At 44.3% G+C, this 12961-nt stretch carries 12 protein-coding genes; 10 read left to right on the top strand and 2 right to left on the bottom strand.

The genetic code is table 11. The features are described from left to right. Window positions 1–413 precede the first annotated feature (413 nt). The 8 genes from trpE to MHI15_RS03840 are packed head-to-tail and all read left to right on the top strand — an operon-like array spanning window position 414 to window position 8866. Window positions 414–1979 (top strand): anthranilate synthase component I, encoded by a 1566-nt coding sequence (gene trpE, locus MHI15_RS03875; protein ID WP_076192203.1) that lies wholly within the window; start codon window positions 414–416, stop codon window positions 1977–1979. 40 nt (window positions 1980–2019) lie between these two features. Beyond that, window positions 2020–3060, top strand: coding sequence for an anthranilate phosphoribosyltransferase (gene trpD / locus MHI15_RS03870; protein WP_312148588.1), 1041 nt, complete (start codon window positions 2020–2022; stop codon window positions 3058–3060). Next, on the top strand, window positions 3050–3880 hold the full coding sequence (gene trpC / locus MHI15_RS03865; protein WP_036676246.1) for an indole-3-glycerol phosphate synthase TrpC: 831 nt from the start codon (window positions 3050–3052) through the stop codon (window positions 3878–3880). Before trpD ends, trpC begins: the two co-directional genes overlap by 11 nt. Next, window positions 3873–4550 (top strand): phosphoribosylanthranilate isomerase, encoded by a 678-nt coding sequence (locus MHI15_RS03860; RefSeq protein WP_312148587.1) that lies wholly within the window; start codon window positions 3873–3875, stop codon window positions 4548–4550. The genes trpC and MHI15_RS03860 overlap by 8 nt, the downstream gene beginning before the upstream one ends. Further along, window positions 4547–5746: a tryptophan synthase subunit beta gene (gene trpB, locus MHI15_RS03855; protein WP_341164140.1), complete on the top strand. Its 1200-nt coding sequence runs from the start codon at window positions 4547–4549 to the stop codon at window positions 5744–5746. Before MHI15_RS03860 ends, trpB begins: the two co-directional genes overlap by 4 nt. Further along, window positions 5743–6567 (top strand): tryptophan synthase subunit alpha, encoded by an 825-nt coding sequence (gene trpA / locus MHI15_RS03850; RefSeq protein WP_076127517.1) that lies wholly within the window; start codon window positions 5743–5745, stop codon window positions 6565–6567. Before trpB ends, trpA begins: the two co-directional genes overlap by 4 nt. A gap of 60 nt (window positions 6568–6627) precedes the next feature. Continuing rightward, window positions 6628–7725: a histidinol-phosphate transaminase gene (gene hisC, locus MHI15_RS03845; RefSeq protein WP_076192316.1), complete on the top strand. Its 1098-nt coding sequence runs from the start codon at window positions 6628–6630 to the stop codon at window positions 7723–7725. Window positions 7726–7771: 46 nt separating this feature from the next. Beyond that, the gene (locus MHI15_RS03840; RefSeq protein ID WP_076302757.1) at window positions 7772–8866 is read left to right on the top strand and encodes a prephenate dehydrogenase; all 1095 of its coding nucleotides are present in this window, start codon (window positions 7772–7774) and stop codon (window positions 8864–8866) included. Window positions 8867–9332: 466 nt separating this feature from the next. Here MHI15_RS03840 and MHI15_RS03835 read toward each other — a convergent pair whose 3' ends face one another. Together MHI15_RS03835 and MHI15_RS03830 are read right to left on the bottom strand one after the other, a co-directional pair. Continuing rightward, window positions 9333–10637: a CynX/NimT family MFS transporter gene (locus MHI15_RS03835; RefSeq protein ID WP_341164139.1), complete on the bottom strand. Its 1305-nt coding sequence runs from the start codon at window positions 10635–10637 to the stop codon at window positions 9333–9335. A 217-nt stretch (window positions 10638–10854) separates the two neighbouring features. Next, complete coding sequence (locus tag MHI15_RS03830) at window positions 10855–11421, bottom strand: helix-turn-helix domain-containing protein (protein ID WP_076134680.1); 567 nt, start codon at window positions 11419–11421, stop codon at window positions 10855–10857. A gap of 229 nt (window positions 11422–11650) precedes the next feature. Between MHI15_RS03830 and MHI15_RS03825 the strand changes: the two genes are divergently transcribed. Continuing rightward, entirely contained in the window at window positions 11651–11788 is a 138-nt protein-coding gene (locus tag MHI15_RS03825) for a hypothetical protein (RefSeq protein ID WP_341164138.1), read from the top strand. Window positions 11789–12341: 553 nt separating this feature from the next. Continuing rightward, window positions 12342–12929 carry an RNA polymerase sigma factor gene (locus MHI15_RS03820; protein WP_036676255.1) on the top strand — a complete coding sequence of 196 codons (588 nt, stop codon included), beginning with the start codon at window positions 12342–12344 and terminating at the stop codon, window positions 12927–12929. The last annotated feature ends 32 nt before the right edge of the window (window positions 12930–12961 follow it).

Raw genomic sequence — 12961 nt, 5'->3', positions numbered from 1 at the left:
CAATGACCCTTGTCATCATGTATAGTGTAATTAGCCGAGTATAGAAGAGTTTAGTTGAGTTGAGATGAGTATAGTTGAGCAGAGTGCAAGAAATTTTTGCGAATATAAGAAAGTATAAGCTTTGTTCTATACATTCTTATATTTCACGCATATACGCTTACCGTCCTTATAAGGACGCTGAAGACGTTATGCCTGATTAGCAGTTTTTGTGTACGCAGAGTCTTTATTTTGATATGTACTGGAGTGTTATTTCACATCCGTGATGTATCTTATTTAGAGATAAGTCTGTAGGCACAACATAACGATGCTGATCATTGCTCAAAAACATATACTTACTTACACAAACCCTCTACTTTGGTAGAGGGTTTTTCTGTGTTTCGGAAAGATTTATATAACTAAGGGGGCATCTAAAAATGACGAATCCGAGTGTTCAAGAGGTGGTAAAGCTGTCGCAGGATTATAATCTGATTCCTGTTGTGAAGCGGCTGCTGGCTGATATGGAAACACCTATCCGGTTATTCCAACGTTTTGCTGAACGTGACCGCGCGTTCTTACTAGAAAGTGTAGAGGGTGGCAAACAATGGGCCCGGTATTCGTTCATCGGCAGCGATCCCTTTTTAATGATATCGGGAAAAAAGGGTGCGATTAACGTAGAGATCGACGGTAAGAAAAAACAGCTGCATGGAAAGCCGATTGAGGAGCTTAAGGCGCTGCTTCGTTCATACCGTAGCCCTAAGCTGGATGAGATGCCGCCATTTACTGGAGGAGCGATCGGATTTTTTGGATATGATCTGCTGCAATATTATGAGAAGCTGCCTGAGCATCCAGTAGATGATCTCCAAATGGATGATATCCGGTTTATGTTCTGTGATCGCATCATTGTTTTTGATCATGTGAAACAACAAATTCTCCTAGTTGGTAACCTGCATGTTAAAGACGGTGATACGGACTCAGATATCAAATCCAATTACGAAAGCTTAAGTCGTAAGCTTGAGGATATGGCCGAAGAGCTGCAGAAGGAAGGGCCTAAGGAAAATGTGAACCGCCGCAGTATTCCGCAGGATATTGAGCTGGGTGAGATTCATTCCAACCTGACTAAAGATCAATATATCAACAACGTAGAACAAGCGAAGGAATACATTCGGGCTGGCGATATTTTTCAAGTGGTGTTGTCGCAGCGCCTGCATATTGAAACGGAAGTTTCTCCACTGCATGTATACCGGATGCTCAGGACGCTTAACCCATCTCCATATATGTATTATTTGAAAATGGATGAAGAGATTATTGTTGGAACCTCACCGGAAGCGCTCGTAAAGGTAGATGGAAATCGTGTGGAGACACGGCCGATTGCCGGAACAAGACCAAGAGGTGAAAGTGAAGCTTCGGATCGTGCTTACGCCGCGGAGCTGCTGGAGGATGAAAAAGAACGTGCAGAGCATTTGATGCTAGTTGATCTAGGTCGTAATGATTTAGGAAGAGTGTCCAAATTCGGTTCTGTAAAATGTGATTCCTTTATGGAAATTGAAAGATACTCTCATGTCATGCATATGGTATCGAATGTGTCAGGCACGCTTAGCGAGGATAAAGATTTCTTTGATGCCTTTCTCTCCTGTCTGCCAGCCGGTACTGTCTCAGGAGCACCTAAGCTACGGGCAATGGAGATTATTGCTGAATTGGAGCGAGAAGCCCGTGGTGCTTATGCGGGGGCGATTGGATATTTGGGATTCTCGGGAAATATGGATTCATGTATCACCATCCGTACAATCATCTTCCGTAAGGGCAGAGCATATGTGCAGGCTGGGGCGGGTATCGTTTGGGACTCGGTTCCGGAGAAAGAGTATGAAGAGACGGTGAATAAAGCGAAGGGCATGCTAAAAGCTATTCGTATGGCAGAGGCTATGTTCCCACCCGAGATAAAAGAGAAACAAGTCATCAATCAAGATTACATGTACGCATATACCCCTGAACAGGTGGTTTGATTAATAAAAAAGATTACATTAAGGCTGGAGGATGAACATTATGGATGCAACAAAATTGATACAATCAGGAATCGCTGGACTAATCGAAGGCAAAAGTCTGACACGTGTAGAAGCACGGGATATAATGGGTGCAATCATGCTGGGAGAGGCTTCACAGGCGCAAATCGGATCACTGCTGACCGCTTTACGGATTAAGGGAGAGACCGTGGAGGAGATTACGGGGTTTGCGGAAGCCATGAGAGGTTTCGGCACACCTGTCCTTACTGAAAAAGCGCGTCTGCTAGATACATGTGGTACGGGCGGTTCCGGCATCCATAAGTTTAATATTTCTACCGCCTCAGCGATTATTTCATCAGCGGCTTCGGTACGAGTTGCCAAACATGGCAACCGCTCAGCTTCCGGTAGAGCAGGAAGTGCAGATGTACTTGAAGCTTTGGGCGTCAACATTCATCTGAATGCGGATCAGGCTCGGGAATGCTTGGATCGAATCGGCATTTGTTTTTTATTCGCACAAATCTATCATCCTTCGATGCGGCATGCGGCAGCACCGCGTAAAGAGCTTGGAGTGCGGACGATTTTTAATATGCTTGGTCCGCTTACGAATCCCGCTGGTGCTGACCGTCAGCTGCTGGGGATTTATGATCGGAATAAGACAGAGACGGTGGCTAATGTACTGAAGGAGCTGGGGTCCAAGCGTGCGATGGTTGTTAGCAGCTTGGATGGTCTGGATGAAATCAGCATCTCGGCCCCTACATTAGTGTCAGAGCTAAAAGAGGGCATCGTAACCACGTATGAGGTAACGCCAGAGGCATTAGGTCTTAACAGATATCCACTGGAAGCTGTGCTGGGTGGAGATGCAGCTGAAAATGCGGCGATTATTACCTCGGTCCTTCAAGGGCAGATGAATCCTTATCGCGATATCGTTCTTGCTAACGCCGGAGCCTGTATATATGTTGCTGGTCTGGCAGACACCATGGCCGGAGGCGTAGAGAGAGCAAAAGAAGTAGTGGATTCAGGCAAGGCACTATCCAAGCTTAATCAGCTTGTAGCTATGACGGAGGAACTTAATTATGTATCTTGATAAAATTGTCGCGACTAAGATTAAAGAGGTTGAACTGCTCAGTAAAAACTTTTCGCTGGCACAAGCAGAGCGTGATATTGCGCTTCTTCCGGCAACAAGAGGCTTTCGTAAGGCTCTGACCCAAGGGAAGAACAGAGATATGGGCTTGATCGCTGAGGTGAAGAAGGCTTCTCCTTCCAAAGGGTTGATCCGTGAGGATTTTGATCCTGTTTCCATTGCAAAAGGGTATGAAGCTGGAGGTGCAGATTGCTTATCTGTTCTGACGGACACAGAATATTTCCAGGGCAGCGCAGCTTATCTGCAGCAAGTGAAGGAAGCTGTAAATCTGCCGCTGCTTCGCAAAGATTTTATTATCGATGAGAAGCAGATCTACGAAGCACGTCTTCTCGGAGCGGATGCCGTGTTGTTAATCGTCGCTATTTTGACACCGGCACAACTGTCTCATTTTATAGATATAGCTTCAGGGCTTGGATTGGATATCTTGATTGAGGTGCATGACCGGAATGAACTGGCGGTTGTACTGAGCACAGAAAAGATAACCCAACCTAACGTCCTGCTAGGAATTAATAACCGTAATCTACGTACCTTTGAGACCTCTTTGGAGACAACAGCCGAGCTGGCAGCTCTTGTGCCGCAAGGTGTTCCAGTGATCAGCGAAAGTGGAATTTCCGGGTCAAAAGACATCGGCTACCTAAGAACTACTGGTGCTCACGGAGTGCTCGTTGGGGAGTATCTAATGCGTCAAGCTAACGTAGAGGATGCGGTTAACGGTCTGCTCGGTGAGCTTCCTAATGGAAAGGACCGTGTCCGGCATGGCTGAGACATTAGTAAAAATCTGTGGACTTCAGGACGTTGAAGTGCTAAAATCTATGTTACACTTACCACTAGATTATATCGGATTTGTTTTTGCACCTAGCCGCCGGAAGGTATCCATAGAGCGTGCTGCCGAACTGATTGCAGAGCTTCCAAATTGGAAGACTGGTGAAATTCCTAAGGCTGCCGGGGTTTTTGTTAATCCGGAGCTGGATGAGTTGAACGAATTGCTGTCTGTGGTGCATTTAGATGTAATTCAGCTTCATGGACAGGAGAATCCAGCTTTTTGCCAGCAGGTTCGCCGAGCTTATCCACAGGTTCAGGTATGGAAGGCACTGTCCGTTGCGGATCAAGAGCGGGATAAAGCTGAAAATGAATATAGCTTGGAAGATTACGCAGCTGCAGTAGATGCGGTTTTATTAGATACTTATGATCCATTGCAGAGTGGCGGCTCCGGCCGAACGTTCGCTTGGAATAAATTACCTGCTTACCAAGAAATTGCAGTACAACATGACTTGCCCTTGTTTGTGGCTGGAGGGCTTCATTCAGATAATGTTGGTGAATTGCTTGATACCTATGCCCCGTATGGGGTAGACGTGTCGAGTGGAGTAGAGACTGACGGCATTAAGGATATTCAAAAAATGACAGCTTTTGTGGAAAGGGTGAAGCAATCATGATACAAGTACCGGACCAGCATGGACGTTTCGGTTCATTCGGAGGCCGCTTCGTGCCCGAGACTTTGATGAATGCATTGATTGAGTTGGAGGAGGCTTACCGTAAGTTTTCGGCAGATCTAGCTTTTCAGGAAGAAATAGATTATCTATTAAAGCAGTATTCCGGACGGGAGACCCCGCTGTATTATGCGGAGCGTCTGAGCAAACATCTGGGAGAAGCTAAAATATATCTGAAGCGTGAAGATTTGAATCATACAGGTGCCCATAAGATTAACAATGCGATTGGTCAAGGGATCTTGGCCAAAATGATGGGAAAAACGAAGGTAATCGCTGAGACGGGTGCGGGTCAACATGGTGTAGCCACAGCTACAGTTGCAGCTTTGCTAGGTATGGAATGTAAGGTGTTTATGGGGGAAGAGGATACACGTCGCCAGGCCCTTAACGTATTCCGGATGAAGCTGCTTGGTGCAGAAGTGATTCCCGTTACTTCCGGATCGCGTACTTTAAAAGATGCCGGCAACGAAGCGCTTCGCTACTGGGTTAGCAATGTAGATGATACCTTCTATATATTGGGTTCAGCTGTAGGACCGCATCCTTATCCGATGATGGTTCGTAACTTTCAGCGGGTTATTGGGGATGAAACACGGCGCCAGATTCTGGAGGCTGAAGGAAGGCTGCCGGATGTGCTCGTAGCTGCTGTAGGCGGTGGCAGTAATGCCATCGGTATGTTCTATCCATTTGTTGAGGATGAAAATGTCGGTATGATTGGTGTAGAGGCGGCTGGTAAAGGCATTGATACCCCTTTTCATGCGGCAACAATGAGTAAAGGAACTCATGGCGTATTCCAGGGATCGATGAGTTATCTCCTGCAGGATGAGCATGGACAAGTAACAGAAGCACATTCCATCTCCGCAGGCCTGGATTATCCTGGTGTAGGTCCTGAACACTCCTATCTAAAAGATATCGAACGCGCAAAATATGTCCCGATTACAGATGCAGAGGCGCTAGATGCACTGAAGCTGCTATGTGTAACGGAAGGCATTATTCCAGCGTTAGAATCGGCGCATGCGATAGCACATGTTGTAAAAATGGGTCCAACCCTTACTAAGGATGACATTGTTGTCATCTGCCTGTCAGGCCGGGGAGACAAAGACGTAGAATCCATTATGGCGTATACAGAAGGGAAGGGAACTGAATGACAACCCAAACTACAAACCGGATGGATTTGGTATTCCGAAAGCTAAAAGCTGAGAACCGGACCGCATTGATTCCTTTTCTGACTGTTGGAGATCCGGATTTGGAGACTACTCTTGCCATCATCACTGAACTGGAGACAGCAGGGGCAGATATTCTGGAGCTTGGAGTACCATACTCTGATCCGCTTGCAGATGGCCCTGTAATTCAGCGAGCATCTGCCCGGGCACTGCGGGGTGAAGTTCACCTGCGCACTTGCATGGAGACCGCGTTAAAGGCTCGTGAAGCCGGCAGCAGTTTGCCATTTATCTTGTTTTCTTATTACAATCCTATTCTGCAAATGGGTCTAGATACGTTTTTTGCTGATCTGAACAAACATGAAATTAGCGGACTTATTATCCCGGATCTTCCCGTTGAGGAATCAGCGGAGATGCGGCGCCGTAGTGATGAAGTTGGAGTCAACCTCATTCCTTTAGTTGCACCAACCTCAAGCGAACGTATTGCAAAGATTGTATCCGGTGCGAGCGGTTTTATCTATTGTGTATCTTCATTAGGGGTGACTGGAGAAAGATCCTCTTTCCATGCGGATGTAGAAGCCTTTATTGATTCCGTTCGTCAAGCTACGGATCTGCCAGTGGCTGTAGGATTTGGGATCTCTACTGGCGAACAGGTTGCCCGTTTTGCTCAGATTTGCGATGGTGTTGTAGTAGGGAGTGCCATTGTCCGCAAAATAGAAGAGGTAATTCCGTTGCTCGATCATCCTGCTACGCGGAATGAGGGACTGTTGCAAATTCGAGAATTTGTGGCACAATTAAAAAGACCATAACAGTGTCATTCTGACCTGTGTATAGTGGAGTAATCAACTATGGAGAGCGAGGACTATTGTATGAATCCAAAACCGAATATAGTTAATCTCCCTGTCTACAAACCAGGGAAACCTATAGACGAAGTCAAGAAGGAGCTTGGCTTAAGTGAGGTTATTAAGCTTGCATCCAATGAGAACCCGTATGGAGCTTCACCGAGTGCAAAAGAAGCAATTCTAGCAGAACTTGAGAATCTTTATCTTTATCCGGACGGCTCAGCCGTTGAATTGACTTCAGCACTTTCCAGCCGTCTTGGCGTGAATAACGACAATATTATTTTTGGCTGTGGCTCAGATGAGATTATTGCACTTATTGCTCGTGCCTTTTTCTTACCGGGTGATGAGACAATCATGGCGGACCAAACCTTCTCCGTGTATAAGAGTAACGCAGACATTGAAAGTGCGGTATCTATTGAGGTGCCGCTTGTAAAAGGTACACATGATCTGGATGGGATGCTGGCTCGTATAACGGACCGCACTAAGGTTATCTGGATCTGTAATCCGAATAACCCAACAGGTACGATTGTTCCAGAGGAAGCTTTGGTTTCTTTCCTGGATGCTGTGCCTTCCAATGTAATGGTTGTCCTTGATGAGGCATACTGTGAATATGTAACAGATCTTTCATACTCCAATGGTATCCAGTTACTGACTCGTTACAAGAATCTGGTTGTGCTTCGCACATTCTCCAAAATTTATGGCTTAGCTGCATTGCGTATTGGATACGGTGTTGCGAGTCCTGAGATCATTTCGTTGATCAACAAGGTACGTGAGCCTTTTAATACCTCACGACTTGCTCAAGCTGCAGCTCTTGCTGCTTTGAATGATCAAGATTACGTACAGGAATGCCGTCGTCTTAATAGCGCGGGTATTGTCCAATTGCAAGGTGAATTCAAACGTCTGGGTCTAGAATCCTTCCCGGCACACGGGAACTTCATCATGGTAGATGTTCGTAAGCCTGCTACAGAGGTCTTTGATGCTTTGATGCGTAAAGGAATCATCGTAAGAGCGGGTCATCAGGTTTATCCGACTTATATTCGGGTTACTGTGGGCTCGGCTGAGCAGAATACAGCTTTTATCACCGCGCTGGAACAAACTCTTTTAGAGAGTGGAGTACGCGCTTAGTAATAACAGCAAGTCAAGACTAAAGAAGGCAGGTAGTTCAAAGAACATGACGACAAAAATAGCAATATTCGGTGTCGGTCTGATCGGAGGCTCACTGGCCCTTTGCTTTAAAGGCAAGGAGGGCCTGACCGTCGTTGGCCATGCCCACCGTCCTGAATCCGCGAGTAAGTATATTAGCAGAGGTGTGGTCGATAGTGCCACATTGTCTGTGGAGGAAGCGGCAATCGATGCCGATTTCATTTTTTTATGTGTGCCGGTGGGTATGCTAGAGGATTATTTGCAGCAGTTAAGCAAATTGCCGCTCAAGCCCGGCTGCATCATTACAGATGTTGGAAGTACGAAAGCTAGTATTGCCGCATGCGCGGTCTCTTTGGATATTCCTGGAGTACATTTTATCGGCGGTCACCCTATGGCAGGATCAGAGCGTTCAGGTGTTGAGGCAGCTTCATCGCTGTTGTTTGAGAATGCCTATTACGTATTAACGCCTCCACCGGGAGTGCCAGACGAGGCTTATCATGCGTTGGAGTCCTTACTCCACCTTACTAGAGCGCAGATTGTACGCCTTAATCCAGAACGTCATGATGAGATTGTAGGCGCCATTAGTCATTTGCCACATATTATTGCCGTTGCGCTGGTAAATCAGATTAAAGCTTATGATGATACTGACTCCTTGTTTAGTACGTTAGCTGCAGGGGGCTTTCGGGATATTACAAGAATTGCGTCCAGTGATCCAATTATTTGGCGTGATATCTTGTTAAACAATCGTTCAGTGATGCTTCGTTTGTTGAAGGATTGGAACGAGGAAGTTTCTTCTTTTGTTCGTTTGCTGGAAAGTGAAGATGGTGTAGGGATTGAAGAGGCATTTCATGAAGCCAATGGCTTCCGTAGTCAGTTGCCTGAACGGCGTAAAGGTATGATAGCACCTTTATTTGACCTACATATTGATGTACCGGATCATCCGGGGATTATCGGTCGTATTGCTACAGAGCTGGGGGATCAAGGAATTAACCTTAGCAACGTACAAATTATCGAAAGCCGTGAAGATGTTCCGGGGATTATGCGTCTCTCTTTCCGTCAGGAGAACGATATGGAGCGGGCGAAGATCCTGTTGCAGCATCATGATTATACGGTATACGTGTAGTATTAAGGTTCGCTCGGGTTCATTTTCAAATCATAAAAAACAGTAAAATAGCGATTCTCATGTGAATAGAGAATCGCTATTTTTTTGTTTGTTGGTTTGTTGGTTGCTTACTTCAACGTGCCTTCGTTAGTATCGTCATCGGCATCGGTACCACCATAAGTACCACCATAAGTACCACCATAACTACCACCTAGTACTTACGGACCCTAATGACGTATTTGCACGTTTTTTGCCTTTGAAGCTGTCTTTCGGACTCCACAGACGTTATTTCACATAAAGAGGCTTATATTGGGTGTTTTTCGTGCCAATAGCTGCTATGCGGTCCGTTAGCATCCCAAATGCGGATTAATGCTGCATTTAAGGTCAACTGTGTCCGATAGCGTCTTCGTACAAGCTAAATGTTTTTTGATCAACGAAGCAAAGAAAGGAGTGCCGCAAAATGCTTCCGGATTAATACCCGAAGACTCTAATTTAGGTTTGGTTTGTTGCAACTGTTCCCCAACTCGCTTTCTTCATTTCGATCAGTATTTCTTCCAAGAAATTCTCTGGTACTTGAGTTTGTTTCTTCGTAACTAGCTTGGCTACCTACAAAACGATTTCTTGCTGCTCCTAGACCGACAATAAAGAGTAAGACCGAAGCTCCAAGCAGTATGAAAAGTGGCACGTTCCAACTATTTGTCGTGTCATGCAAATATCCTATAAGGGCAGGACCAATTGCGGCAAGCAGATATCCGATCGATTGCGCCATACCAGACAGTTCCGCTGCTTGATGCGCATTTTTAGTACGTAAACCGAAAAACATCATGGACAAGCTAAAGGCGCAGCCTCCACCAATTCCGAGTATGATGATCCACAACAGAATGATATTGGAGCTTCCGTAAAGCAGTCCGAGCGTTCCCGTCAAAAGTAAAATGGTTGTGATGAACACTAACGATCGTTGATTTGACATTCGCCCTGCAATAACGGGGACAATAAAGGTAAATGGAAGCAGCGCTAACTGCATTATTGAGAGGTACCATCCTGATTGGCTTGAGTCAATGCCTTGCTGTTTTAAAATTTCAGGCAACCATGCGATTAGCACATAGAAAATCATGGACTGCATCCCCATAAACAAGGTTACTTGCCAGGCAAGAGGGGAACGCCAAACATTCACATCATTGCCGGCCATCTGTTGACCCGTCGAGGCTGTTTGCTTCGTATGCTTCCTTAATTGAGGCAACCAGCAGAGGATCGATACAAAGCTTAGGATCCCCCAAATTCCCAATGCACCCTGCCATTTTAAACCTGCGTTTGCAGCTAGCGGTACACTGATTCCCGAGGCGATCGCTCCAGATAAACTCATTGAAATTGCAAATACACCAGTCATGGCACCGATTTTATTAGGGAAATCACGTTTGATTAAACTTGGCATTAATACATTACAAACGGCAATTGCAAATCCAAGAATTGCAGTTCCAATATACAGATTTGCAGCCCCAGATAAAGAACGTATTACAATACCAACAGTCAAAAAGATCAGAGCAAACAAAATTAAAAGTTCTACTCCATACCTACGTCCTAGTTTTGGTACTAGAGGCGATAATAAAGCAAAGGTAAGTAAAGGTACCGTTGTGATCAAGCCTGCTAAAGTATTGGAAATATGAACGTCACCCCTAATGAGACCCACTAATGGACCGACCGAGGTTAAGGGAGCACGTAAATTTGCGGCAATAATAATAATGCCAAGTAGTAGCAGCCCTAAAGATGATGGTACGAATTTTTTATTCGGCATTCTTCATTTTCCCTCCCAGAATTAATGCGTACTAATATCCGCGCGGACAATGAAAGTATAGTATAATATATTAAATTTAACAATAAGTATTTTAAAGTTTACTTTATTGAGATGGTTCTATAAATTGAAATGCTTATATTAGATAAAAAAATACAACTCAGAGTTTCCATTTAGAATGGAATACTGAGTTGCATGTAATAGGTGAAATTTTCGACTTTTAGAAACCATATTTTAAGGAGATATGGAGCACTGTTTCGCTATTCGTATGATTGGTATAAGAGTGAGGGCGATCTGCACGAAAACTGATCGTATCATATTGATTCAATGTGTACATTTCTCCATCGACTCGTATTTCAATGGAACCAGTCATTACTGTCGCAATTTCAGTTGTATTCACATGATGACCTTCAGGGTGATACGAACTATTTGGCTGTAAGTAAGCCCGACACATTTCAATATCGTTGCTTACGTTTTTAAAGACGGGTTCTATGATCCAATTCTTTTGATCATTAGAAAACCGGAGACCTTCGCCTGCTCGATACAAACTAACAGGGTCTTCAGATTTGAACAAAGCTAATAGGGGCAAAGATATGCCTTTTGAAATTTTCCATATTATCGCCAAAGTTGGATTTGTCTCGCCACGTTCGATATTCCCCAGAGTAAGTTTGCTTACGCCTGTTAATTCCGCTAAGTCATCTAAGCTCATGTTTTTTTCTTTTCTGTACTTTTTCAAGGCACCGCCTATTTGTAGTACCAGTTGTTTTGAGTCATCGATTTCATCCATTTCAAATTCACCTCAACAAATAACTTTATAGCTAGTATATTGTTTATCCTGACTCTTTTCCATACGATTAGAATTAGAGGGTGGATTACACACGCAGCTAAACAAAATCTGACGTCTATGTAACGACCCGTAGGTTTATCACCGTCCCCGGTTTAATCCTTTATTTTTGCAAAAGGAAGGATACCAATGGGGTGAGCGCAGAGGAGGCTATATTTGTAGTGATCATCCAATGAATGACGTACAAGAGAGCCGTAACGCAGGGCTGCAAGGCATTGGGAAACGTAATGAGCATATCCCTCTTCAAGTGGACGTAGACGGGGTAATAGATAATTGTGGGGATTTGTGGAAGCTAATTCGCTCGCTATAGTAAAATAATCTAATATAGATCATCTAAAAAAAAGGTAGAGCGCTTTCAGGACAAAAAAAGACCGCTTACAAAGTAAGCGGCTACAGTTCACAATAAATTGGAACCGTTAAGTATTGGATAGGAGTGGAGAGAAACCATACTGTACTTTTATTATATGTATACGTTTACATTTTGTCAACAGTTTTTAAAAATTGATAAATGTGTTATTTTTAAAGCCGGATTCTAAGTCAGAAATCCAATGTCGGGTCTTGCTGGCGAGTCGACCTATCTAAAGTCTATTAATGTCATCCTATGAGAATATGTGGTACAATAGAGCAGGTATGTTTCTAGATTCGTTTCTATATTTATGTAAAATTAGAAGTATGCCTTATTTCTTTTTGTCTTCTTCATATACATCATGCCTTAATTATCGGGTAGTTGAATATACATAGGTGTATTTCATAAAAAAACTAAAAATTTGCAGTAACACCGCAACTTTTAAAGCCCAAACCGGTATAATAAGTACGGACCGGATGGGAAAAGACGTGCAAGGGCGAGGAGGGCCAATCTCACCATGACGGATTCCCAGTTGATCCAGCAAATCAAACAAGGAAACACGGAATTATATTCAGAATTAATGCGTCGTTATCAACGTAAAATACTAGCATTTGTATATCATATGCTTAGAAATTCACATATGGAGCTTATCGCAGAGGACCTTTGTTCGGAGACCTTCTACAAGGCATTTCGTAGCTTGCATTCCTTTCGAGAGGTAGATGCTTCATTCTCAACATGGCTGTACACTATCGCCCGCAACACTGTTCTAAGTGAGCTTCGCAAGAACCGTGCCGGTAATGTATCTCTGGAAGAGAGTGGATATACACCAGTAGCACCGTTTGAAGTTGCACCCGAGCAGGCTGCATTGCGCAATGAACGGATGAATTTGGTCCGTGAGGCGATAAATAATCTTCCCGAAAAACAACGCTCTGCACTTATCCTACGTGAATATGATCAAATGGACTATCAAGAAATCGCAGAAATTTTAGATCAGAGTGTAAGCTCAGTGAAATCATTATTGTTTCGTGCCAGGAGTAGTGTGAAGCTTCAACTCGAATCCTATTTCAATGAGCCTGAAGTTGAAGAGCAGGTTGAGAGGGTGTAAGGCGAATGAATTGCAGGGAAGCGCAAGAATGT

It is taken from the genome of Paenibacillus sp. FSL H7-0918 (assembly GCF_038007025.1).
Classification (GTDB): Bacteria; Bacillota; Bacilli; order Paenibacillales; family Paenibacillaceae; genus Paenibacillus_AQ; species Paenibacillus_AQ odorifer.
Note: the sequence above shows the minus strand (reverse complement) of the source record. Positions and strands in the feature narration are given on the sequence as shown.

Coding starts and splice junctions, on each gene's coding strand:
- trpC (WP_036676246.1), top strand. CDS start 3,050: ATGTATCTTGATAAAATTGTCGCGACTAAGATTAAAGAGGTTGAACTG.
- MHI15_RS03840 (WP_076302757.1), top strand. CDS start 7,772: ATGACGACAAAAATAGCAATATTCGGTGTCGGTCTGATCGGAGGCTCA.
- trpD (WP_312148588.1), top strand. CDS start 2,020: ATGGATGCAACAAAATTGATACAATCAGGAATCGCTGGACTAATCGAA.
- MHI15_RS03835 (WP_341164139.1), bottom strand. CDS start 10,637: ATGCCGAATAAAAAATTCGTACCATCATCTTTAGGGCTGCTACTACTT.
- MHI15_RS03830 (WP_076134680.1), bottom strand. CDS start 11,421: ATGGATGAAATCGATGACTCAAAACAACTGGTACTACAAATAGGCGGT.
- MHI15_RS03820 (WP_036676255.1), top strand. CDS start 12,342: ATGACGGATTCCCAGTTGATCCAGCAAATCAAACAAGGAAACACGGAA.
- MHI15_RS03825 (WP_341164138.1), top strand. CDS start 11,651: ATGAATGACGTACAAGAGAGCCGTAACGCAGGGCTGCAAGGCATTGGG.
- trpE (WP_076192203.1), top strand. CDS start 414: ATGACGAATCCGAGTGTTCAAGAGGTGGTAAAGCTGTCGCAGGATTAT.
- hisC (WP_076192316.1), top strand. CDS start 6,628: ATGAATCCAAAACCGAATATAGTTAATCTCCCTGTCTACAAACCAGGG.
- trpA (WP_076127517.1), top strand. CDS start 5,743: ATGACAACCCAAACTACAAACCGGATGGATTTGGTATTCCGAAAGCTA.
- trpB (WP_341164140.1), top strand. CDS start 4,547: ATGATACAAGTACCGGACCAGCATGGACGTTTCGGTTCATTCGGAGGC.
- MHI15_RS03860 (WP_312148587.1), top strand. CDS start 3,873: ATGGCTGAGACATTAGTAAAAATCTGTGGACTTCAGGACGTTGAAGTG.